The following is a 24,870-nucleotide window of genomic DNA, read 5'->3' as shown; positions in this document are numbered from 1 at the left end:
CGATGCCGGGTTTTTTCATGTCCTTCATCGCCACACCACAAACCATGCACTTCGACGAGCCCCTGCCGCTGCAGGGCGGCGGCTCGATCCGGGACTACGACCTCGCCTACGAGACCTACGGGCAGCTCAATGCCGACCGCAGCAACGCGGTGCTGGTCTGCCATGCGCTCAATGCCTCCCACCATGTGGCAGGCGTCTACGAGGGCCAGGACAAGAGCGAGGGCTGGTGGGACAACATGATCGGCCCGGGCAAGCCCGTGGATACGAACCGGTTCTTCGTGATCGGCGTGAACAACCTGGGCTCGTGCTTCGGCTCGACCGGCCCCATGCACGCGCATCCCGACACCGGCAAGATCTATGGCGCCGACTTCCCCGTGGTCACGGTGGAGGACTGGGTGGACGCCCAGGCCCGGCTGCTGGACCGGCTGGGCATTGACCAGCTGGCCGCCGTGCTGGGCGGCAGCCTGGGCGGCATGCAGGCGCTGTCGTGGTCGCTGCGCCACCCTGACCGCATGCGCCACGCCGTGGTCGTGGCCAGCGCGCCCAACCTCAATGCCGAGAACATCGCCTTCAACGAGGTGGCGCGCCGCGCCATCGTCACCGACCCGGATTTCCACGGCGGGCATTTCTACGAGCACGGCGTGGTGCCGGCGCGGGGCCTGCGCATCGCCCGCATGATCGGTCACATCACCTACCTCAGCGACGACGTGATGAACCAGAAGTTCGGCCGCCAGCTGAGGGAAGGGCTGGACCTGAAGTACAGCACGCAGGACGTGGAGTTCCAGATCGAGAGCTACCTGCGCTACCAGGGCGAGAAGTTCAGCAGCTACTTCGACGCCAACACCTACCTGCTGATCACGCGTGCGCTCGATTATTTCGACCCGGCGCGCGCGCATGGCGGCGACCTGACCCGGGCGCTGTCCGTGGCCAAGGCCGGCTTCCTGCTGGTGAGCTTCACCACCGACTGGCGCTTTGCCCCCGCGCGCAGCCGCGAGCTGGTCAAGTCGCTGCTGGAGAACAACCGCGACGTCAGCTACGCCGAGATCGACGCGCCCCACGGCCATGACGCCTTCCTGCTCGACGACCCCCGCTACATGAACGTGATGCGCTCCTACTTCGACGGCATCGCCCAGGAAACCACGACAGCCGCCAAGGAGGCCGCATGACCGAGCTGAACACCATGCAGGCGATTGCGCGCCTGATCCCCAAGGGCTCGCGCGTGCTCGACCTGGGCTGCGGCGATGGCGCCCTGCTGTCGCACCTGCAGCGCGAGCGCGGCTGCACCGGCTACGGCGTGGAGCTGGACGACGCCAACGTGCTGGCCTGCGTGCGCCGGGGCGTGAACGTGCTGCAGCTGAACCTGGAGGACGGCCTGGCCATCTTCCAGGACAACAGCTTCGACGTGGTGCTGCAGATCGATACGCTGCAGCATCTGCGCAATGCCGAGACCATGCTGCAGGAGACGGCGCGCATAGGCCGCGCGGGCATCGTCGCCTTCCCCAACTTCGCGCATTGGCCCAACCGCCTGTCCGTGCTGCGCGGGCGCATGCCGGTGACGCGGCGCCTGCCCTACCAGTGGTATGACACGCCCAATATCCGCGTGGGCACCTACAAGGACTTCGAGGTGCTGGCCACCCGCAACCGGCTGCGCATCCTGGACTCCTTCGGCCTGCAGGATGGCCGCAGCGTGCGCACCCTGCCCAATCTCATGGCGGGCACGGCCGTCTTCCATTTCGAGCACGCCTGAGCGGCGCGAGGCCATGTCCGTGTCATCGCCGGGGCGCACAATCGGCCGACCCCGGATTCAGGAGACCGACATGAACCGCTTCCCACGCCGCCGCGCGCTGGGCCTGGCCGGCGCGGCCGCCGGCCTGCTGCTGGCAGGCTGCGCCACGCCGCAGACCACCAATTCCCCATCGCAGGCCGCTGACTGGCCGCCGCGGCCCGCGCTGATCGCGCACCGCGGCGCGTCGGCGCTGCGCCCCGAGCACACGCTGGAGGCCTACCGCGAGGCCATACGCGCGGGCGCCGACTTCATCGAGCCCGACCTGGTCATCACGCGCGATGGCGTGCTGGTGGCGCGGCATGAGAACGCCATCGCCATCCTGGCGGCCGACGGCAGCCTCAAGGAGGCCACGACCAATGTGGCCGACCGCCCCGAATTCGCGACGCGCAAGACCACCAAAACCATCGACGGGCAGGCCATCACGGGCTGGTTCGTGGAGGATTTCACGCTGGCCGAGCTGAAGACGCTGCGCGCGCGTGAGCGCATTCCTGCGATCCGCCCGGCGAATGTGCAGTTCAATGACCGTTTCGAGGTGCCCACGCTGCAGGAGGTCATCGACCTGGCCCGATCCGAAAGCGCACGCACGAGCCGCACCATAGGCATCTATCCCGAGACCAAGCATCCGAGCTACTTCCAGTCCATCGGCCTGCCGCTGGAGCCCGTGCTGCTCAAGCTGCTCGCGGACAACGGCTGGAACCATGCACAGGCGCCGGTGTTCGTGCAGTCCTTCGAGGTCGAGAACCTGCGCTGGATCCGTGCGCGCAGCAGCCTGCGCCTGGTGCAGTTGCTGGCGCCCAAGGGCAAGCCCTATGACAGCGCGGCACGCGGCACGGGGCCTGGCTATGCCGACATGATCACGCCCGCAGGCCTGGCCGAGATTGCGCGCTACGCCAACGGCATAGGGCCGAGCAAGAGCATGGTGATCCCCGTGGTGCAGGGCGCGAATGCCGCGCCCACTGCGCTGGTGGCCGATGCCCATCGCGCAGGGCTGCTGGTCCATCCCTGGACGCTGCGGCCCGAGAACGCCTTCCTGCCCCTGAGCCTGAAATCGCCGCCCGCACAGGACGGCACCCGGCGCGGCAATGCACGGGCCGACATGGACGATTTCCTGCGCACCGGCATCGACGGCATCTTCACCGACGATCCGTCGGTGGGGCGCGCGGCCATCGATGACCTGCTCAAACCGAAGCCTTGAGACGGCGCGCCGCCGCGCGCCGGCCTGCTGCCTGCGCCTGCTCCAGCCACTGCTGGCGGCGTGCGGCATCGGCGCCGAGCACGGGCCCGAAACTGTGTATGCGTACCGGCCGGATGCCGCTGAATTCCAGGATGGCGCGGCGCATCTGGTGGTGGCCCGGCATGTGCGCCACCCAGCGGTAGTACCAGGGCGGTGAATCCATGCTCACCAGCAGGTCGGCCGTGCGGCCGGCCAACAGCCGGTCCCACAGCATCGAGCCCTTGCGGTACTTGAAGGCGAAGCCCGGCAGAAAGATGCGGTCGATGAAGCCTTTGAGCAAGGCCGGCAGGCCGCCCCACCAGGTCGGATAGGCCCATGCCAGGTGGCTGGCCCAGAGGATGTCGGCCTGGGCCCGCTGCAGGTCAGGCTCCAGGGGCTGGTCCTGGCGGTAGCCGGCATGCAGCAGCGGGTCGAAGTCCAGCTCGCCCAGGCGCAGCAGGCGTACCTCGGCGCCGCTGTCGCGTGCGCCCTGGGCGTAGGCATCGGCAAGGCCGGCGCACAGGCTGCTGGGCGACGGGTGGCCGAGGATGATCAGGATGCGCTGGGGATGATGGGGGGGCGTGGTGCTTGGAGACATGGCACCCATGTTCGCCTTGCCCCAAGGGGCAGGGTCAAGTCCCTGGATCAAGCCAAGGCGGTTTCGCAGGCGCGTTCTCTGGCATCTGCCGGCTCCAGGCGGCATTCGAGCAGTTCACGCTCCAGTGCCGCCAACTGGGACTGCTGCGCCTGGAGGCGCCGGATGTCCGCCTGAACCTGGATGCTGCGCTCGCGCAGCAGCCGGGCCAGGGCTTCCCAGCTTGTGGCCTCATGGATGCGGTGCAGGCCGTGCAGCTCGTCCAGCCGAAAGCCCAGTCCCAGCGCCTGGCGTATGCGCTGCACAAGCACCAGGTCCTGCTCGCCATAGACACGGTAGCTGCCTGCCCGTGCCACGGCGCCGAGCAGGCCCCGTGATTCATAGAGCCGGACGGCCTTGGGCGAGCAGCCGGCGCGTCGGGCGAGTTCTCCGATATACATGGCGCGATCGTAGTCGTTGGCGACGGGGTATCCGGGGTCCGTGCCGCCTTGGCGCACAATGACCGGATCGCGGCGCTGGCTTCGCTCGAACGGTGCGCCGACCCATGACACGAGGACCCGCCATGAACGCACGCACTCCTTCACAACTGCTGCAGCCCGCAGCCGCGCTGGACCAGATCGGCCGCTCCTGGGACGAGCGCATCGTCCCGGCGCTGACCGAGTACATCGCCATTCCCGCCAAATCGCCCATGTTCGCGCCCGACTGGGAGCAGCAAGGCCACCTGGAGACCGTGCTGCGCAATGCGGCCGACTGGGTGCTGGCGCAGAAGGTGGCCGGCCTGACGCTGGAGATCGTGCGCCAGCCGGGCCGCACGCCGGTGCTGTTCTTCGAAGTGGAAGGCACGCAGGACAAGGCGGCCTCCAGCCCCACGGTGCTGATGTACGGCCACCTGGACAAGCAGCCCGAGTTCGACGGCTGGCGCAGCGACCTGGGCCCGTGGACGCCCAAGTACGAGAACGGCAAGCTCTATGGCCGTGGCGGCGCCGACGACGGCTATGCGGTCTACGCCAGCATCGCGGCCGTGCAGGAGCTCAAGCGCCAGGGCGTGCCGCACCCGCGCATCCTGGGCCTGATCGAGACCTGCGAGGAAAGCGGCTCGCGCGACCTGCTGCCCTATGTCGATGCCCTGCGTCCGCGCCTGGGCGATGTGGGCCTGGTGATCTGCCTGGACAGCGGCGCCGGCAACTACGACCAGCTGTGGCTGACCACCAGCCTGCGCGGCATGGCCAGCGGCACGCTGAAGGTGGAAATCCTCACCGAGGGCGTGCATTCGGGCGATGCCTCGGGCGTCGTGCCGTCGTCCTTCCGCATCCTGCGCCAGGTGCTGGACCGGCTGGAGGACAGCAAGACCGGGCGCCTGCTGCCCGCCAGCTTCCATTGCGAGGTTCCGGCCGAGCGCATGGCCCAGATGCGCGCCACGGCAGCCATCCTGGGCGAGGAAACCTATGCCCGCTTCCCCTGGGCGCACTACGACTGCGGCGGCTCCACGCTGTTCGCCCTGCCCACCACCACCGACCCGGTCCAGGCCCTGGTCAAGCGCACCTGGGAGCCCACGTTGAGCGTGACCGGCGCCGAGGGCCTGCCCGCCCTGCAGGACGCCGGCAACGTGCTGCGCCCGTATACCGCCTTCAAGCTCAGCCTGCGCCTGCCGCCCCTGGTCGATGCCGCCGCCTGCGTGCAGGAGATGAAGGTGCTGCTGGAGGACAACGCGCCCTACCAGGCCCGTGTGACCTGGCAGGGCCTGTCGGGCGCCAGCGGCTGGAATGCGCCGGCCATGGACGGCTGGTTCGAGGACGCGCTCAACGCGGCAAGCCAGGCGCATTTCGGCGCCTCCTGCGGCTACATCGGCCAGGGCGGCACGATTCCGCTGATGAACATGCTCAGCCAGGGCTTTCCCAAGGCCCAGATGATGGTCTGCGGCGTGCTCGGTCCCAAGAGCAATGCCCACGGTCCCAATGAGTTCCTGCACGTGCCCTATGCCAAGAAGCTCACGGCCGCCGTGGCCCAGGTGATCGCCGCCATGGCCTGCGCGCAGGCAGCCGCCGAGGCGGGCGCTGCGGGCGTGGCGTGATGGCAGTGCCGGCCCCCGTCCCGGGACCCGCCTCGCAAGGCCAGCTCACGCGCCTTGCGTCCGGCGACGGTGCCGAGCTGTCACTGCGCGACTGGCCCGTGGACGAGGGCCAGGCGCGCGCCACCGTGCTGCTGGTGCACGGCCTGGGCGAGCACATAGGCCGCTATGAGGCGCTGGCCCGGCGCCTCAATGCCTGGGGCTATGCGGTGCGCGGCTACGACCAATACGGCCATGGGCGCTCGGCAGGGCCGCGCGGCGGCTTGACGGCCGATGGCCGGCTGCTGGATGACCTTGCGGCCGTGGTCGATGCCACGCGTGCCCAGCAGCCCGCTGGCCAGCCGCTGGTGCTGCTGGGCCACAGCCTGGGCGGCCTGGTGGCTGCGCTGTTCGTGGCCCGGGCCATCCGGCCTGTCGATGCGCTGGTGCTGTCCTCGCCGGCCTTCGACGTGGGTTTGTCGCCCATCCAGAAGCTGCTCGTGGGCACGCTGCCGCGCCTGGTGCCCGACCTGCGCGTGTCCAACGGCCTGCAGATTCCCTATCTCTCGCATGACGCGGCGGTCTGTGATGCCTACCGTGCCGATCCGCTGTGCCATGACCGCATCAGCGCACGGCTGGCGCGCTTTCTGGCGCAGGGCGGGCCGCAGGTGCTGGCCCGTGCGGGCGGCTGGAGTGTACCCAGCCTGCTGCTGTGGGCGGGGGACGACAGGCTGGTGGCGCCGGCCGGCAGCCAGGCCTTTTCCGACCGCGCGCCGCCGGCCGTGGTACAGGCGCAGTGCTTTGACGGCGCCTACCACGAGCTGTTCAACGAGCGCGATGACTTCGCCGCGCCCGTGTTCGCGCGGCTGCGCGACTGGCTGGGCCGCTTCAGCCCAGCGTGAGCGCCGCCAGCGCAGCCAGGGGCGCGGTTTCCGCGCGCAGCACGCGCGGCCCCAGCGTGACGGGCACAAAGCTCTGGGCGCGGGCCAGGGCCTCCTCGGCAGGCGACAGGCCGCCCTCGGGGCCGGAGAGAAAGACCACGGGTGCATCCTCGGCCGTGGCATCCAGGATCTCACCCAGCGGCCGCGTGCCCTCGCCCAGCGACAGCAGCAGGCGCAGCGTGCCGGGCGGCAGCTGTTTCGCACCGCCATCCAGCCAGTCCTCCAGGTCTGCAGGGGTGTGCAGCGGGGGAACGCGGTTGCGCGTGCACTGCTCGCAGGCCGATACGGCCACGGCCTGCCAGTGGGCGAGTTTTTTCTCGGCGCGCTCGCCCTTGAGCTTGAGCACGCTGCGCTCGGCCACCAGCGGGGTGATGCTGGCGGCGCCCAGCTCGGCCGCCTTCTCCACCAGCCAGTCCATGCGTTCGTTGGCCGTGATGCCTGCCAGCAGGTGCACGGGGCGCAGGGGCTCGCGTTCCACGGCGTGGTGCGCGCCTATGCGCACGGCCACGTCGCTGCGGCCCATGCGCAGGACCGTGGCCTCGAACTCGCCGCCGCTGAAGCCTTCGCCGGCGCGGCCTTCGAAGAGGGTGATGCCGTCGCCGGGCTGCAGGCGCAGCACCTGCACATGGCGTGCCGCGCCGGGCGGCAGGTCGATGTCGGCGCCGCTGCGCAGCGCAATGGGGCAGTGAAAGCGTGGCATGGCGTATCCGTTCTCAGACGCGCCCGTAGGCCCAGCCGACCTGGGGCTGGATGTTTTCGATCTGGTCCACCAGGCGCAGCAGCGGCGTCAGCTCGCGGTAGCGGCTGCAGGTGGAGCGGATGTAGTGGATGAAGCGCGGCGCGTCGGCCAGGTAGCGGGGCTTGCCGTCGCGCAGCGTCAGCCGCGCGAAGATGCCGGCCACCTTGAGGTGGCGCTGCAGGCCCATCCACTCCACGCCCCGGTAGAACTCGCCGAAATCGTCGCCCCAGCCGCTTTGGCTGCGCGCGCCGACCAATCCCGACTTGCGCGCCTTTTCCCAGTAACGCACGGTAATGTCGATGACAAAGTCCTCTTCCCAGCTGATGAAGGCATCGCGCAGCAGGCTGGCGATGTCATAGGTCACCGGACCATAGACCGCATCCTGGAAGTCCAGCACGCCCAGCGGACCGCTGGCGGTCACGGGCTGCATGAGATTGCGCGTCATGAAGTCGCGGTGCACGAAGACGCTGGGCGCGGCCAGGTTGTGGGCCACGATCTGGTCGAAGGCCTTGGCCAGCGTGGCCTGCTGCTTGTCGTCGAGCACGGTCTCGCGGTGGCGCGCGATGTACCAGTCGGGGAACAGCTGCAGCTCGCGGCGCAGCAGGGCGTCGTCATACGCGGGCAGCACGTCGGGGCGAGAGGCGGTCTGCCAGGCCAGCAGGACCTCCAGCGCCGAGCGGTACCAGGCTTCCGCGTCCTGGGGCTTTTCCGGGTCCAGCGCCTCGATGACGGTGTGGCCGCCCAGGTCGGACAGCAGCATGAAACCGTGCACCGCATCCCAGTCCAGGATCTGCGGCACGGCCAGCCCGGCCGAGGCCATCAGCGCCTGCACCTTGGCGAAGGGCGCGCAATCTTCCTTGTCCGGCGGGGCATCCATGACGATGAGGCTGGCGCCCGCGCTGGTGTCCAGGCGCAGATAGCGGCGAAAGCTGGCATCGGCCGAGGCAGGACGCAGGGTTTCGGGGCGCAGCGCGTGGCGGGCGGACAGCGGGGCCAGCCAGGCGTCGAAGGCGGCGTGGCGGGCGGGGTCGGCCCAGACAACGCCGGCCGTGGGGGTGTTTGGATGGCTCATGGATAATCGCGATTCTACAAACCGCCACCCCGGCGAATGCCCGGCGGTGATGCTAGGCTTGCGCCTTTGTCCACCCGCCGCTGTTGACCACCGTGTACCTCCGACCGCCGCTCCCCGATCCGCTGGCTGCCCGCGCGCCCGCGCGCCCCGCTGTACGCCCGCTGGCCTGGCTTGTGGCTCTCGCATGGGCCGGTGGCTCGACGATGGCCCAGGCCCAGCCCGCTGCAGCCGACGAAGGCATGCTGCAGCAAGTCCGCCCGCTGCGCCCCAGCACGCTGATGCAGGAAACCTATCCCGAGGCGGTGCGCTCCCAGCAGCCCGTCTATGTGCGCGGCGACGCGCTCAGCGGCCAGCCGGACATCAACTCGGTGGTCGAGGGCAATGCCGAACTGCGCCGTGGCGACACCATGATCCGCGCCGACCGGCTTGAATACCAGGTGCCCGACGACCGCGTCAATGCCTCGGGCGCGGTGCACATCAACCAGGCCGGCAACGTCTACGAGGGCACGCAGCTGGACCTGGAGGTCGATGCCTTCAAGGGCTTTTTCGACAACGCCGGCTATCGCTTCCTGGCCAATGGCGCCTACGGCAAATCCTCGCGCGTGGACTTCATCGACCGCGACCATGCCGTGGTCCACGATGCCACCTATACCACCTGCCAGCGCGACGACGAGGCCAGCTGGGAGCCGGCCTGGATGCTGCGCGCCCGGACCCTGCACATCGATATGGCCGAGGAAGTGGGCGTGGCCGAGGGTGCGGCCCTGCAGTTCAAGGGCGTGACCGTGCTGCCCGTGCCGCGCATGAGCTTTCCGCTGTCGGACAAGCGCAAGTCGGGCCTGCTGCCTCCCACCATGGGCCTGGACAAGCTCAGCGGCATCGAATACACGCAGCCCTACTACTGGAACCTTGCGCCCAACCGCGACATGACCCTGTATCCCTCGGTCATGAGCAAGCGTGGCGTCAACCTGGGCGCCCAGTTCCGCTATCTGGAGCCCACCTATTCGGGCGAGGCCTATGCGGCCTACATGCCCGGCGACCGCCAGCGTGACCGGGACCGCTGGGCCTACTCGCTGCAGCACCGGGGCGTCATTGATTCGCCCATCGGTGGCCTGGGCCTGAACATGAACCTCAACCGCGTCAGCGACGACAACTACTGGCGCGACTTCCCGCTGGCGGCCAAAACGCTGCGCGAGCGCCTGCTGCCCAACGATGTGAACCTGTCCTGGGCGCGTGGCGACAACGTGCTGACCCTGCGCACCCTGTACTGGCAGACCATGCAGGATGTGACGGCGCCCATTGCCCCGCCCTACGGCATGAAGCCGCAACTGCAATGGCGCTACACGCCGCTGGACCTGCCGCACGGCCTGGACTTCAGCTTCGTGGCCGACACCACGCGCTTCGAGATCGACAAGCCGCTGGCCGGCATGACCTACAACAATGGCCAGCGCAGCTACATGCTGGCCCAGGTGAGCCGCCCCTTCCTGTCGCCAGGCGCCTTCATCACGCCCAAGATCCAGTTGCACACCAGCAACTACCAGGTGGACAGCCTGATGAGCAACGGCAGCCGCAATGCCTCGCGCACGCTGCCCACGGTCAGCGTGGACAGCGGCCTGGTGTTCGAGCGCGACACCACGCTGTTCGGTCGCCAGCTGCTGCAGACCTTCGAGCCGCGCGCCTTCTACACCTACACGCCCTACCGCGACCAGAGCTTTCTGCCGCTGTACGACACGGCGCGCAACGACTTCAACTTCGCAAGCATCTACTCCGAGAACGACTACAACGGCCAGGACCGCATTGCCGACAACCACCTGCTGACCCTGGGCGCGACCACGCGCCTGATCGACGGGGCCACGGGTGCGGAAAAGGCGCGCTTCGGCATTGCGCAGCGCGTGCGCTTCTCCGACCAGAAGGTCATCCTGCCCGGCGAGGTGCCTGCAACCAGCCGGCTGTCCGACGTGCTGCTGGGCGCGGCCATCAACTGGACCGATGCCTGGTCCACCGAAGGCACGACCCAGTACAACCGCGACCTCAACCGCTCGGTGCGCACGACGTTCGGCGCGCGCTACAGCCCCAGCTCGTATCGCACGGTGAACGTGGCCTACCGTACCCAGTACGACACCGTGGCGCGTACCGACGCCAGCAAGCTGGTCGATGTGGGTTGGCAATGGCCCATCAACGACCTGTGGGGCGACAAGGGGCGCGACCTGGGTGCCGGCCGTGGCCAGGGCGGCGGGCGCTGGTACACGGTGGGCCGGCTGAACTACAGTCTGAAGGATCGCAAGCTCGTCGATACCGTGGTCGGGCTGGAGTACGACGGCTGCTGCTGGATTGGCCGCGTGGTGCTGGAGCGCCTGCAAAGCTCCATCACCCAGTCCAACACCCGGCTGCTGTTCCAGATCGAGTTCGTCGGCTTCTCGCGGCTGAGCCTGGGTGCAGACCCGCAGCGCAGCCTCAAGCAGAATGTGCCGCGCTACCAGTACCTGCGCGAGTCCGTGACGCCTCCCAGCCGCTTCACCAATTACGATTAGAGCCAAGGCTCCAAACACGCTTTTTGCAAGGCATCTCTCCCATGCGTTTTCTTTCCCAGACCCATTGCTGCGCAGCTGCCGCTGTGGCGCTGGCCTTGCTGGCCACCACAGCCCAGGCGCAAGGCCTGCGTGTTCCGGGCCAGTCCAGGGCGCCCCAGGCCGGCGATGCCTCCGTCTCGCGTGCGCTGGACGCCACCAACCTGCCCTCGTCGCGCGATCGCGGCGCCAAGGCCGGCGTGCGTTCGGCCGACTACATCGTTGCCGTGGTCAACTCCGAGCCGGTGACCAACAACGAGGTGCGTGCCCGCATGGCGCGCGTGGCGCAGAACATCGCCGAGCAGGGCGGCCAGATGCCGCCCGAGGCGCTGCTGGCCCGCGAGGTGCTGGAGCGCCTGATCGTCGAAAAGGCCCAGCTGCAGGAAGCCAAGGACACGGGCCTGCGCGTGGATGACTACGCCGTGGACCAGGCGCTGACCAATGTGGCACGGCAAAACGGCCTGGACAAGGCCGGCCTGCAGTCCCGCCTGCGGGCCGAAGGCGTGAACGAAAAGCAGTTCCGCGAAGAGCTGCGCCGCCAGATCACGCTGCAACGACTGCGCGAGCGCGACGTGGACGGCCGCGTGCGCGTCACCGAAGCCGACATCGACCGCTACCTGGCTGAGCAGCGCAGCGGCGGTGCCGACAAGGCACCGGCCGCCGTGAACCTGGGCCACATCCTGATTTCCGTGCCCGAGAACGCCAGCCCTGCCGAAGTGGCCGAGCGCGAGGCCCGCGCCAAGCAGGCCGCCGAGGCCGCCCGCACGCAAGGCGACTTCCTGGCCGTGGTCAAGGAGTTCTCCGATGTGCCCGACGGCCAGGGTGGCGGCGCCATGGGCATGCGCCCCCTGGACCGCTATCCCGAGCTGTTCACCAAGGCCGTGGGCCAGACGCCGCAGGGCGGCATCATCGGTCCCTTCCGCTCGGGCGCGGGCTTTCACGTGCTCAAGGTGCTGGAGAAGTCGCAGGCCGGCATGCCGTCCGTGGTCACGCAAAACCATGCGCGCCACATCCTGCTGCGCATTGGCGACCAGATGACCGAGGCCGATGCCGCCAAGCGCCTGGCCGACTACAAGCGCCGCGTGGACAGCGGCCAGGCCAGCTTCGAATCGCTGGCCCGCGAGTTCTCGCAGGACGGCAGCGCGCGCAACGGCGGCGACCTGGGCTGGGCCTCGCCCGGCCAGTTCGTGCCCGAGTTCGAGCAGGTGCTCGATGCGCTGCAGCCCGGCCAGGTCAGCGACCCGCTGGTCTCGCGCTTCGGTGTGCACCTGATCCAGCTCATCGAGCGCCGCCAGGCTGCGCTGACGCCGCGCGAGCAGCGCGACATGGTGCGCAACGTGGTGCGCGAGCGCAAGCTCGAAACCGACTACCAGACCTGGCTTCAGGAGCTGCGTGGCCGCGCCTACGTCGAGTACCGCGAGCCTCCGCAATAAGACACCCCCCGAGCAGCTGCGGCTGCGGCAGTCCACAATGGAAGGCGGTGCCATGGCGCACCGCCTTGCTTTTTCTATGAAACACATTCCTCGCAAACGCTTCGGCCAGAACTTCCTGACCGATGACGGCATCATCGACGGCATCGTGCGCGCCATCGACCCCCGGCCGGGCCAGCCCATGGTCGAGATCGGGCCGGGCCTGATGGCCCTGACCCAGCCCCTGGTCGAACGCCTGGGCCGGCTCACCGTGATCGAGCTGGACCGCGACCTGGCCGTTCGCCTGCGCCTGCACGAGCAACTCGACGTGGTCGAGTCCGACGTGCTCAAGGTGGACTTCCGTGCCATTGCCGCGCGCCTGGGCGTGCCCAAGCTGCGCATTGCGGGCAACCTGCCCTACAACATCTCCAGCCCCATCCTCTTTCACCTGCTCGAACAGGTGGACGTGGTCGAGGACCAGCATTTCATGCTGCAAAAGGAAGTCATAGATCGCATGGTGGCCTCTCCGGCCACGGCCGCCTATGGGCGGCTGACGGTCATGCTGCAGTGGCGCTATGCGATGGAGAGCGTGCTGTACGTGCCGCCCGAGAGCTTCAATCCGCCGCCCAAGGTGGACAGCGCCGTCGTGCGCATGGTCCCGCGCGAGGCGCCGGCGGCCCTGGATGCCAGGCTGCTGGAGGAGATGGTGCAGGTGGCCTTCAGCCAGCGGCGCAAGATCCTGCGCAACACGCTGGGGCGCTGGCTGGAAGCCAAGGGCTTTGACGGGGAATTCGACCTGCAGCGCCGCGCCGAGGAGGTGCCGGTGTCCGAATACGAGGCACTCGCCGCCCGGTTCACGCGCGCCTAGGCACAGGGGCCCAGCGGCCTGCAGCGCCTGCAAGCGCCCATGGGGCGCTGTGCAATCAATGTCCTGCCCTTACAGGAACGAGTAGAAGCAGCGGAACGGAATCTTGCGCTCGGCCCAGTATTCGGCCGCGTCGCGGAAGCTGTCCAGCAGCTGCTCGCGCACTTCCTTGTCGAACTTGGGCGTGGTCGGGATCTGGTCGAGCACGAGCACAAAGCCCGGCTGCGGGCCGGCCTTGTGGATGGGGTCGGTCAGGCAGTCGTAGAGCGCGTCGAAGTTCTTGCCGAAATGCGCGGGAAAGAAGAACTGCGTGGCCAGCAGCTCCAGGATGTCGGCCTTGGTCTGCGCATGGGCCAGGTTGGCATACAGAAAATGGCACCCCAGCGTCTCGGCCGCCTGTTGCAGATCCTCCACCCTGTAGGCGCGGATCGACTGCACGATGTTGGCGCGCACGTTCCGCAAAGGGGTGTCCGGGATCTTACGAAGTGGTGCATCCATCTCCGTGGCTCTTTCTCTAACGTGGATGTGGCCTGCGGGGACGGGCTCATGGCCTTCGGCGTCCCTTGGCTGTGGATGAAATGCAGACCCCTGCCAGCGCACTGCGTCGGACACGGAGGGTCGAACTGGCTGTAGAGACTGGGTCGAGGTCATTCGATGATCTTGCGAAAGCTGCTGTAGTGGTCGCTGGTGTAGTAGCAGGCATCGGGCCGCTGGGGCTCTCCGCCGCAGACGATGCGGCGGGCTCCACGATCACGCGAACCGGGCGTGCGCACCGTGTACTCACGGTAATAGCCGCGCGACTGGCGCGGCAGGATGCGCTCGCGGTTGCCGAACACCGTGCCGTCCTTGTCGTGGGCAAAAGGCCCGCCGCGCAGGATCAGCGTATACGTGGAACGGCCTTCGCGCGGCAACTCGGACAGGGCGACGGTGGCCACGGCCGCCGTCGCTTCCACGCTCTCGGGCGCCGAGCGGCGCGCATCAGCGAGCGAGGGCGACAGCACAAAGGCGGCCCCGACGATGAGCGCTAGACCGGACTGGTACGCCTTGGCGGCGGCTGCCTTCAGCATCAACTACACCTTTCAGAAATCCAGGGAAGCCCTGAAATCTCGACCCGCTAGTGTGACGGAACACCCCTCAAAATGCAAGTTCTGCCCAAAAAACAGGCAGCTTGACCAAGGAAATGTCTGGGGATTGAACAGTGAGCAGGCAACTCTGCGCCTGAGTTGCCTTCTATTCAATGCAAATGCCGCCCGTTGCCTCAAAAACGCGCGCGGCCAAAACGAGGGACACCGAGCAAGGGCCGCCCCGCAGCGAGGGTGTCGTCCCCCTCCCGCGAAGCGAGAGAGGGGGAAGCGGCGAAGCCGCTCAGGGGGTGCTTACCGATTAGCGTTAGCGTCCGCCACCGTCAGCGCCGTCATGTTGACGATGCGGCGCACCGTCGTGCTCGGCGTGAGGATGTGCACGGGACGGGCGGCGCCCAGCAGCACGGGGCCGATGGCGATGCCGCCGCCAGCGGCCTGCTTGAGCAGGTTGTAGCTGATGTTGGCCGCGTCGATGTTGGGCATGACCAGCAGGTTGGCGTTGCCCAGCAGCGTGCTGTTGGGCATGAGCTGGGCGCGGGCCTTGCCGTCCAGGGCCACGTCGCCGTGCATCTCGCCGTCCACCTCCAGCCACGGGGCCTGCTCACGCAGCAGCTCCAGGGTCTGGCGCATCTTGACGGCGCTGGGCTGGTTGCTGGAGCCGTAGTTGGAGTGCGACAGCAGGGCGGCCTTGGGCTTGACGCCGAAGCGCATCATTTCCTCGGCGGCCATGATGGTGATCTCGGCCAGCTGCTCGGCCGTGGGGTCGTAGTTGACGTGGGTGTCCACCAGGAAGACCTGACGATCGGGCAGCAGCAGGCCGTTCATGCAGGCATAGGTCTGCACGCCGGCGCGGCGGCCGATCACCTGGTCCACGTACTGCAGGTGGTGCGATGTCTGGCCCCAGGTGCCGGTGATCAGGCCATCGACTTCGCCCTTGTGCAGCAGCATGGAGCCGATCAGGGTCAGGCGGCGGCGCATCTCGATCCTGGCGATGGGCACGGTGATGCCCTTGCGCTCGGTCATGCGGTGGTAGGTCTGCCAGAAGTCGCGGTAGCGCTCGTCGTGCTCGACGTTGACCACGTCGTAGTCCACGCCTTCCTTCAGGCGCAGGCCGAACTTCTCGATGCGCTGGGCAATGATGGCCGGGCGGCCGATCAGCGTGGGGCGCGCAATGCGCTCGTCCACCACGATCTGCGTGGCGCGCAGGATGCGCTCTTCCTCGCCCTCGGCGTAGGCCACGCGCTTCTTGGCGGCCTTCTTGGCCGCGGCGAACAGCGGCTTCATCATGGTGCCCGAGGCGTAGACGAAGGTCTGCAGGTGGGCGCGGTAGGCATCCATGTCCTGGATCGGGCGCTGGGCCACGCCGCACTCGGCGGCGGCCTGGGCCACGGCCGATGCGATCTTCATCATCAGGCGCGGATCGAAGGGCTTGGGGATCAGGTACTCAGGGCCGAAAGTCAGTTGCTCGCCCACGTAGGCGGCCGCCACTTCCTCGCTCTGCTCGGCCTGGGCCAGCTCGGCGATGGCGTGGACGGTGGCGATTTCCATCTCGGTGGTGATGGTGGTCGCGCCGCAGTCCAGCGCACCACGGAAGATGTACGGGAAGCACAGGACGTTGTTGACCTGGTTGGGGTAGTCCGAGCGGCCCGTGGCGATGATGGCGTCGCTGCGCACGGCCTTGACGTCTTCGGGAACGATTTCGGGGTTGGGGTTGGCCAGTGCGAAGATCACCGGGCGCGCGGCCATCTTGACCACCATTTCCTGCTTGAGCACGCCGCCAGCGGACAGGCCCAGGAAGACGTCGGCGCCTTCGATGACCTGGCCCAGCGTGCGCAGCTCGGTGGCGCGCGCGAACTGGGCCTTGTCCTCGTCCATCAGCTCGGTACGGCCCTCGTAGACCACGCCGGCCAGGTCGGTGACGAACACGTTCTCGCGGCGCAGGCCGACCTTGAGCAGCAGGTTCAGGCAGGCCAGGGCGGCAGCGCCTGCGCCCGAGGCCACGAGACGGACCTCCTCGATCTTCTTGCCCGCGACCTTGAGCGCGTTGACCATGGCCGCTGCCACGGTGATGGCCGTGCCGTGCTGGTCATCGTGGAAGACGGGGATCTTCAGGCGGCGGCGCAGTTCGCGCTCCACGAAGAAGCACTCGGGTGCCTTGATGTCTTCCAGGTTGATGGCGCCGAAGGTGGGCTCCAGCGCGGCGATCACATCGACCAGCTTTTGCGGGTCCTTCTCGTTGATCTCGATGTCGAAGACGTCCACGCCCGCGAACTTCTTGAACAGGACGGCCTTGCCTTCCATCACCGGCTTGGAGGCCAGCGCGCCGATGTCACCCAGGCCCAGCACGGCCGTGCCGTTGGAGATCACGGCCACCAGGTTGCCGCGCGCCGTGTACTTGAAGGCGGCGGCCGGGTCCTTGACGATCTCTTCGCAGGGCGCTGCCACGCCGGGCGAGTAGGCCAGGGCCAGGTCATGCTGGTTGGCCATGGGCTTGGTCGGCACGATGGTCAGCTTGCCGGGCTTGGGAAACTCGTGGTATTCGAGTGCGGCACGGCGCAGCTGGGCACGTTTATCGGAAGGGGTCGGGGCCGTGTTGTCGGACATCAAGCGTCTCCAGCGAAGGCATGGCCAACGCACGCGCGGTACAGCCCGCGTGCCGTCGGCCGAGGTAGGGGGGAACCGATTGTAGGCCGACAGGCAATAGTCGGGCCCTGCTGTGAAACTGTTGTGATGCCTGGTTGCCCAATGCCCCGCAGCGGCGGCGGTCTTTGCTTGCGCGCCGCTGCAAAGCCGGGCAATCACATGGCGTCCGTCAGATGGCGTCCAGCGGAAACACCGGGCGGCTGACCCGGGCGAACGGAAAGCGCGAATAGTCCGAGGTGGTCACGCCGGGGCTGTCGCACTCGACCAGGCCGGCGGACAGCGGCACGAAGACGGGTCGGCAGTACATGCGCGACTTGAGCAGCACGAAGCGAAAGCGCGTCGGGTCCATGCCCACGCAGTGGAACACGCCCAGGTCCCAGGGCTCGTGCGTCTGCTCGGTGATCACGATCTGCGCTGCGCCCGTGTCCAGGCAGACCGTGCGGCCCATCTGGCAGCGCTGGCCCGTGTAGATGGGGCCGCTGACCGTGTAGGCGCCGTCGCTGACGGCGCGCACCGTGCCGCGCAGCCGCAGCGGCTGCTTGTGCAGGCCGATGCGCTCCAGCGATACCTTGTTGCCCAGCGCGATCTCCACCTCGGCGCCTTCGCCCGCCGCCGTGAGCGAGGCAACCGCTTCGGGGTCGCACAGCGGGCCCACGGCAATGCCTGACAGGCCCAGCTCCAGCGCGGTCTGCAGCACATCCATGGTGTCGCAGGTGCCGCCCGACATGCAGTTGTCCCCATGGTCGAGCAGCAGCACGGGGCGGTCGGCGCCTTCGGCCAGGGCCTGGGCGCGGCGCAGCGAATCGGCCAGCGGCTCGCTGCGGTAGACGTAGTCGGCCCGCCGCTGCCAGATCCGGGCGGCCAGCGCGTCCACGCTCGCCTGGGTGGCCGCGCGCTCGTCGGTCCTGCAGGTGGCGACCACGCTCACGCAGGGCGCGGCGATGTCGGCCAGCGAGAAGCCGCCGAACACCGAGACCGCCGGCAGGCCTTCCGCTTCCAGGGCGCGCGCTGCGTTCACGGCGTCCAGCATGGGGCCGTCCAGCGTGGTGCTGCGCAGCGTGTGGCTCATCAGCGGCAGGCGGTGCCAGCACACGGCGTAGCGCGCGCGGCCGGCCAGCATGTCCAGCAGCAGGCGGCCCGCGTGTTCGCCGGTCTCGTACATGTCGATGTGCGGATAGGTCTTGAAGCCGACCATCACGTCGGCATTGCCCACCATTTTTTCGGTGATGTTGCCGTGCAGGTCCAGCGCCACGCCGATGGGCACGCCGGGTGCGGCGGCGCGCACGCGTTCGAGCAGGTCGCCTTCGCCGTCGGCGCTGTTCTCGGCCACCATGGCGCCGTGCAGGTCCAGCAAGATGGCATCGCAGCCCGGTGCGGCCGCCACGATGCGGCGCGTGAGTTCGTCATAGGCGGCCGCATGCACGGGGCCGCTGGGGTTGGCCGTGGCCGACACGGGCGTGACCAGGGTGGCGCCCGTCGCCTCGGCCAGGTCGATGAAGGCGGCCATGGCCGTGCGCATCCCCTTGTTGGCGGCATGGGCCGCCTCGCCATAGGTGGGCGCAAACGCCGCCATGGGCGTGGGCACGGGCGAGAAGGTATTGGTCTCGTGGTTGAGCCGGGCGATCAGGATCTTCATGCCGGCACCCCGCTGTCCGCTGGCTGCACCACGCCCGCCGCCGCCAGCATGGCGCGCAGCAGCACGTTGCAGCCGGCCTCCAGGTGGGCGGGCTCGGCATCCTCGATCTCGTTGTGGCTGATGCCGTCGGCACAGGGCACGAAGATCATGGCCGCAGGCGCCACGCGCGCCAGGTAGACGGCATCGTGGCCCGCGCCGCTGACCACGTCCATGGCGCTGTAGCCCAGGTCGGCCGCATTGGCGCGTACGGCCTCCACCAGATGCGGCGTGAACGGCTGGGGCGGGAAGTAGACCACCTGCTCCACGTCGATGGACACGCCGCGCGTGGCCGCAATGCGCTCGCAGGCCGCGCGCATTGCGGCGTCCATGTCCAGCAACTGGCCGTCGTCCGGCGCGCGCAGGTCCACGCTGAGCGTGACGCTGCCCGGGATCACGTTGCGCGAGTTGGGAAACACCTGCAGCGACCCCACGGTGCCGCGTGCGTGCGGAAGGCGTTCCATGGCAATGCGGTTGACCTCGGCCACGAGGTCGCTGGCGGCCAGCAGGGCGTCGCGGCGCAGCTCCATGGGCGTGGGGCCGGCATGGGCCTCCATGCCCTGCACGCTGACGTCGTACCAGCGCTGGCCCAGCGCGGCGCTGACCACGCCGATCACGCGCTCATGGTTTTCCAGCACCGGGCCTTGCTCGATATGGGCTTCGAAATACGCGCCCACCGCAGGCGCCGGGCCGGCCGGCCCGGCATAGCCGATGGCGCGCAGCGCCTCGTCCACGCTCACGCCCTGGGCATCGCGCTGGGCCAGCGCATGCTCCAGCGTGAAGGCATTGACGAACACGCCCGAGCCCATCATCACGGGCACGAAGCGCGAGCCTTCCTCGTTGGTCCACACGGCCACCTCCACCGGGGCGCGCGTGCGCACGCCGCCATCGTTGAGCGTGCGCAGCACCTCCAGCCCGGCCAGCACGCCGTAGTTGCCGTCGAACTTGCCGCCCGTGGGCTGGGTGTCGATGTGGCTGCCCGTCATCACGGGCGGCAGCGCATCGTCCAGGCCTGCGCGGCGCGCGAAGATGTTGCCGATGGCATCGACGCGGATGCTGCAGCCGGCCTCGCGCGCCCACTGCACGAAGAGATCGCGCCCCTGGCGGTCCAGGTCCGTCAGCGCCAGGCGGCACACGCCGCCCTTGGGCGTGGCGCCTATGCGCGCCAGGTCCATCAGCGATTGCCACAGGCGGGCGCCGTCGGTGCGCAGCCCGGCCGCAACGGCGGTGGCTGCAAGAGGGGTACTGAGATCCATGAATGACTCCTGGGAATGCGAAAGGCGGTGGATCAGGCGATCCCTACACCGAGATACCGGTCCTTGATGGCGTCATCGGCCAGGAAAGCGGCATTGCCTGCCTCGTGCGCAATCGCACCCTGTTCGATGATGTAGTGGCGGTCGGCCAGCTGGGTGCAGACCTCCAGGTTCTGCTCCACCAGCAAGATCGCCACGCCCGCGGCCTTGATGGTCTTGAGCTGGGCCACGATCTCCTCCACGATCACGGGCGCCAGGCCCTCGACGGGCTCGTCCAGCATGAGCAGCCGCGGCGCGTTCATCAGGGCGCGGCCTATGGCCAGCATCTGCTGCTCGCCACCCGACAGCTGGCCGCCGCCGTTGCCGCGCCGCTCCTTGAGGCGCGGGAAGATGCGGTAGATGTCGGCCAGTTGCCAGGGCGAGCGTTTGCGCTGGCCCAGCAGCAGGTTCTCCTCCACCGTGAGCAGCTTGAAGATGCCGCGGTGCTCTGGCACCAGGCAGATGCCGCGCTGGGCCACCTGGTGCGTGGCCAGCCGGTGCACGGGTTCACCGCCGAAGCGGATCTGCCCCTGCGAGGGCTGCATCACCCCCGCGATGGACTTGAGCGTGGTGGTCTTGCCCGCGCCGTTGCGGCCCAGCAGCGTGACCAGTTCGCCGTCCTGCACCTGCAGCGACACGCCCTGCAGCACATGGCTCTTGCCGTAGTGGGCGTGTATGCCCTCGACCGAAAGCAGGGGACCGCTCATGCCTTTCCTCCCGTGATCATGTTGCCCAGGTAGGCGCTGCGCACGCGCTCGTCGGCGCGGATTTCGTGGGGCAGTCCTTCGGCCAGCACGCGGCCTTGCTGCATGACGGTGATGGTGTCGGAGATGTCCATGACGATGTTCATGTTGTGCTCGATGAGGACCACGGTGTGCTCGTCCCTGAGGCCCTGGATCAGGCGCTTCATCTCGTCCAGATCGTCGATGCCCATGCCCGAGGTCGGCTCGTCCAGGAAGATGGCCTTGGGCCGCGCGGCCAGGGCCATGCCCACCTCCAGCCGCCGCTGCTGGCCATGCGAGAGGTTGCCGGCCGGCGTGTCCGCGTGGCGCTCCAGGCCCAGGCGCGAGAGCACGCTGGCCACGGTATCGGCCAGGGCGCGAGCACCCACGGGCGCGTTCCAGCAGTCCAGCGCCCTGGCGGGCGCCACGCCCTGGGCGGCCAGGCGCAGGTTCTCGCGCACGGGCAGGGTCAGGAACAGGCTGGTGACCTGGAAGGACCGTGCCATGCCACGGCGCACGCGTCGGTGGTCGGGCTCGCGCGTCACGTCGTGGCCGTCGAACACGATGCGCCCGCCGCTCACGCTCTTGGTGCCCGTGAGCATGTGGAACAGCGTGGTCTTGCCCGCGCCGTTGGGGCCGATCACCGAGTGCACGGTGTGGGCGCGGACCTTGAGGTCCACGCCGCCCAGGGCGACGAACTTGTCGTAGCGTTTCTCGACGCCCACGGCTTCGAGCAGGATGGGAGATGCTGCGGCGCTCATGCCTGGCCTCCTTTGGTTCCTGCAGCGGCCGCCTCGGCATCTGCCGGCCCTTTGCGGCGCACCAGGGCCCACAGGCTCTCGCCCAGGCCCCACAGGCCGCGCTGCAGGCCCAGGCTCACGATCATCAGCACCACGCCCAGCAGCAGCAGCCAGCGCGGCCACAGGGTGGACAGCCAGTCGCCCAGCAGCACATAGAAGGCCGCGCCCAGCACCGAGGCCAGCAGGTTGCCCGTGCCGCCGATCACGGTCATCACCAGGATCATTTCGCTGGTGTGGTACTCGGCGTTGGACAGCGGGGCGATGCCCGTCATCATGGCGTGCAGCGCGCCGGCCAGGCCCGTCACGGCGCCCGAGATCACGAAGGCCTGCAGCTTGAGCAGCCTCAGGTCGTAGCCCACGGCGGCGGCGCGTTCCTCGTTGTCACGCACGGCCAGCAGGGTGCGGCCGAACATGGAGTCGCAGACGCGGCGCAGCAGCCAGAACACCACCAGAAAGAGCACGGCCACAAAGCCGTAGTACTGCCAGGGCGTGGCCAGCGGCCACAGCGTCTGGCCGGCCACCGCGAGGGCGGGGCGGGGCACATCGAGCAGGCCGTTGTCGCCGCCGGTGATGCCCGTGGCCGAGTAGGCCAGAAAATAGAACATCTGCGCAAACGCCAGGGTGAGCATCACGAAGTAGGTGCCGCGCTGGCGTATGGCCACCCAGCCGACGATGGCCGCGCCCACGGCGCCCATGGCCGTGGCGGCCAGCAGGGCCAGCGGCATGGGCAGGGGCCAGCGCGTCAGCAGCAGGGCGATGGTGTAGCTGCCCAGGCCGAAGAAGATGCCCTGCCCGAAGGACAGCAGCCCCGTGTAGCCCAGCAGCAGATTGCAGCCCATGGCCGCGAGGCCGAAGATCAGCACCTCGCTGGCCAGCGAGCCCGACTGCATGCACAGCGGCATGGCGACCACGATGGCCAGCGCGAGAAGGAGATGGGAATGCCTGGTCATGGTCTTCATCCTTTGCGGCCCAGCAGGCCATGGGGTCGCAACAGCAGCACGGCGGCCATGGCCACGTAGATCATCAGGCGCGCGCCCTCGGGCCACAGCGTGCTCATCACGCTTTGCACGATGCCGATCAGCAGGCCGCCGACCAGGGCGCCGCCGAAGCTGCCCAGACCGCCCACTACCACGATCACGAAGGCCACGCCCAGCGCCTCCACGCCCATGAAGGGCTCGGCGCCGCGTATGGGCGCGGCCAGCACGCCGGCCAGCGCCGCCGTGGCCGCGCCCAGCGCGAACACCAGGCTGAAGATGCGCAGCACGTTCACGCCCAGCAGGGACACCATCTCGGTCGATTCGCTGCCTGCGCGCACCGCGCTGCCCAGCCGCGTGCCCTCCAGCAGCCACCACAGCAGCACGGCCAGCACGGCCGTGAAGCCGATCACGAACAGCCGGTACTTGGGATAGACGAAGCTGCCCCACATCACCACGCCCTGCAGCAGATCGGGCACGGCCACGCTGTCGCCCAGCGGGCCCCATTGCACGATCACCAGCTCCTGCACCACCAGGGCCAGGCCCACGGTGACGATGATGTGGAACTCATGCGCCTTGGCATACACATGGCGCAGCATGAGCTTTTCCACCAGCCAGCCCAGCGCGCCCACGGCCAGCGGCACCACGACCAGGGACAGCCAGAAGCTCATGCCCCAGCGCGTCATCTGGTAGCAGAAATAGGCGCCCAGCAGGTAGAAGGCGCCATGCGCGAAATTCACGAAACGCAGCAGGCCGAAAACGATGGACAGGCCCACGGCCAACAGGAAATACAGCATGCCTATGCCGATCCCGTTGATGGTCTGAAGCAGATAGATGCTCATACAGGGTCCGAAACGATGGACGAAGAAAGCGAAGTGCCCGTTGGCTCTGAAGCACGCCAGTCATGGTGCTGTACCTATGAAACTGGCGCGGCCTAAGTGAGGGACACCGAGGAAGGGCCGCCCCGCACCGAGGGTGTCGTCCCCCTCCCGCGAAGCGAGAGAGGGCGCCGTGCACACGGGGGAAGGCGCGCAGCGCCTCAGGGGGAGCCCTAAACCAGCTTGCAGCCGGTCTGATCGATGGGGAGGAAGGACTTGCCCGAACTCACCACATCCACGTAGTCGTCCTTGTTCTTCATCTTGGACTTGGCCTTGCCCTTGAGCAGGTAGTAGCTCTTGAGCACCTGGTGGTCGGCCTTGCGCACCTCTTCCTCGCCCGTCAGGCCCTGGTACTTCATGCCTTCCAGCGCGGCGACCACGGCCTTGGGGTCGGCCGTGCCGGCCTTGATGATGGCGTCGATCATCAGCTTGGTGCAGATGTAGTGGCCGGCCAGGCTGTAGTTGGGATTGGCCTTGAACTTGTCGTTGCAGCGCTGCACCAGGTCGCGGTTGAGCGGCGTGTCCACCGTGTGCCAGTACTGGGCGCCGAAGTACACGCCGTCGCACAGGTCGGCGCCCAGCGATTCGAACTGCTCCAGCCCCGAGGCCCAGGCGATCAGGATGGTCATGTTCTTGTTCATGCCGAAGCTGATGGCCTGGCGCAGCGTGTCCGACGACTGGGCGCCGAAGTTCAGCAGCAGCAGCACGTCGGGCTTGGCGGCCACGGCATTGGTCAGGTAGCCGCTGAACTCCTTTTCGGTCAGCGAGTGGTAGCTGTTGCCCACATGCTCGATGCCCTTTTCCTTGAAGATGTTCTTGGCCGCCGTCAGCAGGCCGTCGCCGAACACGTACTGCGGCGTGATGGTGTACCAGCGCTTGGCCTTGGGCAGGGATTCGACCAGCGGGCGCACGGTCTGCTCGATGGCGCCGAAGGTGGGCGCCGACCAGCGGAAGGTGGCGCTGTTGCAGTCCTTGCCCGTGATCTCGTCGGCGCCTGCGGTGGTGATGAAGATGCCGCCGGCCTTCTCGGCCTCCTTGCCCATGGCCAGCGCCTCCGACGACAGGATGCCGCCTGCGAAAAAGCGCGTGCCCTGCTGCTGCGAAGACTCCTGCAGCTTGCGCACGGCCGTGGCGGGCTTGCCCTCGGTGTCCAGCACGGTATAGGCCAGCGGCCGGCCCAGCGCCTTGCCGTACTGCTCGATGGCCAGCTTCATGCCCAGGTCCGCATACTTTCCGTTGGCCGCGAAGGCGCCCGACATGGGCACGGGGCAGGCGAACTGGATGCTGTCCTTGGACTGCGCCCAGACGCTGCGGCCCAGGCCCAGCGATGCGGGCAATGCGCCCAGTGCCGAGAGTTGCAGGAGGTGACGACGTTGCATGGGATCTCCGTGGTGGGGACTGAAGGCGCGGCGGCCCGGGTACGCTTTTCAGAGCAAGTTGCATGCCAGTCGGAATGGGTGCGTGCAGGCTCCTTGATTCATATTTATAGTGATAAATAGAAGAAATAGGGCGCGTGCTAACCCTAGGCGGGCACGGCCACGCGCCATGGCGGTGCATACTGCACCAAACCCGCATG

The 24,870-nt window shown here is 68.2% G+C and carries 22 protein-coding genes; 8 read left to right on the top strand and 14 right to left on the bottom strand.

Annotated elements, in window-relative coordinates; all coding sequences use genetic code 11:
* The first annotated feature begins 17 nt into the window (after positions 1-17).
* The 3 genes from metX (at position 18) to ACFPFG_RS18115 (ending at position 2,981) form a co-directional block, all read left to right on the top strand.
* On the top strand, positions 18-1,166 hold the full coding sequence (gene metX, locus ACFPFG_RS18125; protein ID WP_197954166.1) for a homoserine O-succinyltransferase MetX: 1,149 nt from the start codon (positions 18-20) through the stop codon (positions 1,164-1,166).
* Positions 1,163-1,747 (top strand): methionine biosynthesis protein MetW, encoded by a 585-nt coding sequence (gene metW, locus ACFPFG_RS18120; RefSeq protein WP_012207840.1) that lies wholly within the window; start codon positions 1,163-1,165, stop codon positions 1,745-1,747. The genes metX and metW overlap by 4 nt, the downstream gene beginning before the upstream one ends.
* Before the next feature lie 70 nt (positions 1,748-1,817).
* Entirely contained in the window at positions 1,818-2,981 is a 1,164-nt protein-coding gene (locus tag ACFPFG_RS18115) for a glycerophosphodiester phosphodiesterase (protein ID WP_380107689.1), read from the top strand.
* Here ACFPFG_RS18115 and ACFPFG_RS18110 read toward each other — a convergent pair.
* The gene (locus ACFPFG_RS18110; protein WP_380107687.1) at positions 2,965-3,606 is read right to left on the bottom strand and encodes an NAD(P)H-dependent oxidoreductase; all 642 of its coding nucleotides are present in this window, start codon (positions 3,604-3,606) and stop codon (positions 2,965-2,967) included. The genes ACFPFG_RS18115 and ACFPFG_RS18110 overlap by 17 nt on opposite strands.
* A gap of 38 nt (positions 3,607-3,644) precedes the next feature.
* On the bottom strand, positions 3,645-4,145 hold the full coding sequence (locus ACFPFG_RS18105; RefSeq protein ID WP_380107686.1) for a MerR family transcriptional regulator: 501 nt from the start codon (positions 4,143-4,145) through the stop codon (positions 3,645-3,647).
* 11 nt (positions 4,146-4,156) lie between these two features.
* Here ACFPFG_RS18105 and ACFPFG_RS18100 point away from each other — a divergent pair, with 11 nt between their 5' ends.
* Together ACFPFG_RS18100 and ACFPFG_RS18095 are read left to right on the top strand one after the other, a co-directional pair.
* Positions 4,157-5,665: a M20 family metallopeptidase gene (locus tag ACFPFG_RS18100; RefSeq protein WP_380107684.1), complete on the top strand. Its 1,509-nt coding sequence runs from the start codon at positions 4,157-4,159 to the stop codon at positions 5,663-5,665.
* Positions 5,665-6,543, top strand: coding sequence for an alpha/beta hydrolase (locus tag ACFPFG_RS18095; protein ID WP_183018759.1), 879 nt, complete (start codon positions 5,665-5,667; stop codon positions 6,541-6,543). The genes ACFPFG_RS18100 and ACFPFG_RS18095 overlap by 1 nt, the downstream gene beginning before the upstream one ends.
* On the opposite strand, the gene ACFPFG_RS18090 is transcribed toward ACFPFG_RS18095, so the two are convergent.
* Both ACFPFG_RS18090 and ACFPFG_RS18085 read right to left on the bottom strand, forming a co-directional pair.
* Positions 6,530-7,282, bottom strand: coding sequence for a 16S rRNA (uracil(1498)-N(3))-methyltransferase (locus tag ACFPFG_RS18090; RefSeq protein ID WP_380107682.1), 753 nt, complete (start codon positions 7,280-7,282; stop codon positions 6,530-6,532). The two genes, ACFPFG_RS18095 and ACFPFG_RS18090, sit on opposite strands and share 14 nt — an antisense overlap.
* A 13-nt stretch (positions 7,283-7,295) precedes the next feature.
* Positions 7,296-8,393 carry an aminoglycoside phosphotransferase family protein gene (locus tag ACFPFG_RS18085; RefSeq protein ID WP_197954157.1) on the bottom strand — a complete coding sequence of 366 codons (1,098 nt, stop codon included), beginning with the start codon at positions 8,391-8,393 and terminating at the stop codon, positions 7,296-7,298.
* Positions 8,394-8,485: 92 nt separating this feature from the next.
* Here ACFPFG_RS18085 and ACFPFG_RS18080 point away from each other — a divergent pair, with 92 nt between their 5' ends.
* From ACFPFG_RS18080 to rsmA, 3 genes are all read left to right on the top strand, one after another.
* Complete coding sequence (locus ACFPFG_RS18080; RefSeq protein ID WP_183018762.1) at positions 8,486-10,921, top strand: LPS-assembly protein LptD; 2,436 nt, start codon at positions 8,486-8,488, stop codon at positions 10,919-10,921.
* Positions 10,922-10,962: 41 nt separating this feature from the next.
* The gene (locus ACFPFG_RS18075; RefSeq protein WP_374617845.1) at positions 10,963-12,390 is read left to right on the top strand and encodes a peptidylprolyl isomerase; all 1,428 of its coding nucleotides are present in this window, start codon (positions 10,963-10,965) and stop codon (positions 12,388-12,390) included.
* 76 nt (positions 12,391-12,466) lie between these two features.
* Entirely contained in the window at positions 12,467-13,234 is a 768-nt protein-coding gene (gene rsmA / locus ACFPFG_RS18070) for a 16S rRNA (adenine(1518)-N(6)/adenine(1519)-N(6))-dimethyltransferase RsmA (RefSeq protein WP_312373260.1), read from the top strand.
* Between the two features lie 69 nt (positions 13,235-13,303).
* Here the strand turns inward: rsmA and ACFPFG_RS18065 are convergent, their stop codons facing one another.
* The 10 genes from ACFPFG_RS18065 to ACFPFG_RS18020 form a co-directional block, all read right to left on the bottom strand.
* Positions 13,304-13,729, bottom strand: coding sequence for a barstar family protein (locus tag ACFPFG_RS18065; protein ID WP_013804792.1), 426 nt, complete (start codon positions 13,727-13,729; stop codon positions 13,304-13,306).
* A 149-nt stretch (positions 13,730-13,878) separates the two neighbouring features.
* Entirely contained in the window at positions 13,879-14,298 is a 420-nt protein-coding gene (locus tag ACFPFG_RS18060; RefSeq protein WP_183018765.1) for a guanyl-specific ribonuclease, read from the bottom strand.
* A 309-nt stretch (positions 14,299-14,607) separates the two neighbouring features.
* A complete protein-coding gene (locus tag ACFPFG_RS18055) occupies positions 14,608-16,917 on the bottom strand; it encodes an NADP-dependent malic enzyme (RefSeq protein WP_183018766.1) in 2,310 nt (769 codons plus the stop codon).
* Positions 16,918-17,125: 208 nt separating this feature from the next.
* A complete protein-coding gene (locus ACFPFG_RS18050) occupies positions 17,126-18,592 on the bottom strand; it encodes a M81 family metallopeptidase (RefSeq protein ID WP_183018767.1) in 1,467 nt (488 codons plus the stop codon).
* Complete coding sequence (locus tag ACFPFG_RS18045) at positions 18,589-19,884, bottom strand: Zn-dependent hydrolase (RefSeq protein ID WP_380107677.1); 1,296 nt, start codon at positions 19,882-19,884, stop codon at positions 18,589-18,591. Before ACFPFG_RS18045 ends, ACFPFG_RS18050 begins: the two co-directional genes overlap by 4 nt.
* A gap of 32 nt (positions 19,885-19,916) precedes the next feature.
* Entirely contained in the window at positions 19,917-20,627 is a 711-nt protein-coding gene (locus ACFPFG_RS18040; protein WP_013804788.1) for an ABC transporter ATP-binding protein, read from the bottom strand.
* The gene (locus tag ACFPFG_RS18035) at positions 20,624-21,403 is read right to left on the bottom strand and encodes an ABC transporter ATP-binding protein (RefSeq protein WP_012207823.1); all 780 of its coding nucleotides are present in this window, start codon (positions 21,401-21,403) and stop codon (positions 20,624-20,626) included. The genes ACFPFG_RS18040 and ACFPFG_RS18035 overlap by 4 nt, the downstream gene beginning before the upstream one ends.
* Positions 21,400-22,392, bottom strand: a complete 993-nt coding sequence (locus ACFPFG_RS18030) for a branched-chain amino acid ABC transporter permease (protein ID WP_197954148.1) — start codon at positions 22,390-22,392, stop codon at positions 21,400-21,402. The genes ACFPFG_RS18035 and ACFPFG_RS18030 overlap by 4 nt, the downstream gene beginning before the upstream one ends.
* Before the next feature lie 5 nt (positions 22,393-22,397).
* The gene (locus ACFPFG_RS18025; protein WP_012207821.1) at positions 22,398-23,258 is read right to left on the bottom strand and encodes a branched-chain amino acid ABC transporter permease; all 861 of its coding nucleotides are present in this window, start codon (positions 23,256-23,258) and stop codon (positions 22,398-22,400) included.
* Positions 23,259-23,467: 209 nt separating this feature from the next.
* A complete protein-coding gene (locus ACFPFG_RS18020; protein ID WP_198819870.1) occupies positions 23,468-24,673 on the bottom strand; it encodes an ABC transporter substrate-binding protein in 1,206 nt (401 codons plus the stop codon).
* Between the last annotated feature and the right edge of the window lie 197 nt (positions 24,674-24,870).

Origin of the sequence: Delftia deserti, assembly GCF_042653485.1 — a bacterium.
GTDB classification, from domain to species: domain Bacteria; phylum Pseudomonadota; class Gammaproteobacteria; order Burkholderiales; family Burkholderiaceae_C; genus Comamonas; species Comamonas acidovorans.
This window is presented reverse-complemented; position numbering and strand designations above follow the sequence as displayed.

Bases quoted from the DNA above. Each gene is read 5' to 3' on its own strand.
- rsmA (WP_312373260.1), top strand. From the start codon at position 12,467: ATGAAACACATTCCTCGCAAACGCTTCGGCCAGAACTTCCTGACCGAT.
- ACFPFG_RS18045 (WP_380107677.1), bottom strand. From the start codon at position 19,884: ATGGATCTCAGTACCCCTCTTGCAGCCACCGCCGTTGCGGCCGGGCTG.
- metW (WP_012207840.1), top strand. From the start codon at position 1,163: ATGACCGAGCTGAACACCATGCAGGCGATTGCGCGCCTGATCCCCAAG.
- ACFPFG_RS18075 (WP_374617845.1), top strand. From the start codon at position 10,963: ATGCGTTTTCTTTCCCAGACCCATTGCTGCGCAGCTGCCGCTGTGGCG.
- ACFPFG_RS18040 (WP_013804788.1), bottom strand. From the start codon at position 20,627: ATGAGCGGTCCCCTGCTTTCGGTCGAGGGCATACACGCCCACTACGGC.
- ACFPFG_RS18115 (WP_380107689.1), top strand. From the start codon at position 1,818: ATGAACCGCTTCCCACGCCGCCGCGCGCTGGGCCTGGCCGGCGCGGCC.
- ACFPFG_RS18055 (WP_183018766.1), bottom strand. From the start codon at position 16,917: ATGTCCGACAACACGGCCCCGACCCCTTCCGATAAACGTGCCCAGCTG.
- ACFPFG_RS18060 (WP_183018765.1), bottom strand. From the start codon at position 14,298: ATGCTGAAGGCAGCCGCCGCCAAGGCGTACCAGTCCGGTCTAGCGCTC.
- ACFPFG_RS18025 (WP_012207821.1), bottom strand. From the start codon at position 23,258: ATGAGCATCTATCTGCTTCAGACCATCAACGGGATCGGCATAGGCATG.
- ACFPFG_RS18020 (WP_198819870.1), bottom strand. From the start codon at position 24,673: ATGCAACGTCGTCACCTCCTGCAACTCTCGGCACTGGGCGCATTGCCC.
- ACFPFG_RS18085 (WP_197954157.1), bottom strand. From the start codon at position 8,393: ATGAGCCATCCAAACACCCCCACGGCCGGCGTTGTCTGGGCCGACCCC.
- ACFPFG_RS18030 (WP_197954148.1), bottom strand. From the start codon at position 22,392: ATGACCAGGCATTCCCATCTCCTTCTCGCGCTGGCCATCGTGGTCGCC.
- ACFPFG_RS18110 (WP_380107687.1), bottom strand. From the start codon at position 3,606: ATGGGTGCCATGTCTCCAAGCACCACGCCCCCCCATCATCCCCAGCGC.
- ACFPFG_RS18050 (WP_183018767.1), bottom strand. From the start codon at position 18,592: ATGAAGATCCTGATCGCCCGGCTCAACCACGAGACCAATACCTTCTCG.
- ACFPFG_RS18090 (WP_380107682.1), bottom strand. From the start codon at position 7,282: ATGCCACGCTTTCACTGCCCCATTGCGCTGCGCAGCGGCGCCGACATC.
- ACFPFG_RS18065 (WP_013804792.1), bottom strand. From the start codon at position 13,729: ATGGATGCACCACTTCGTAAGATCCCGGACACCCCTTTGCGGAACGTG.
- ACFPFG_RS18100 (WP_380107684.1), top strand. From the start codon at position 4,157: ATGAACGCACGCACTCCTTCACAACTGCTGCAGCCCGCAGCCGCGCTG.
- metX (WP_197954166.1), top strand. From the start codon at position 18: ATGTCCTTCATCGCCACACCACAAACCATGCACTTCGACGAGCCCCTG.
- ACFPFG_RS18035 (WP_012207823.1), bottom strand. From the start codon at position 21,403: ATGAGCGCCGCAGCATCTCCCATCCTGCTCGAAGCCGTGGGCGTCGAG.
- ACFPFG_RS18095 (WP_183018759.1), top strand. From the start codon at position 5,665: ATGGCAGTGCCGGCCCCCGTCCCGGGACCCGCCTCGCAAGGCCAGCTC.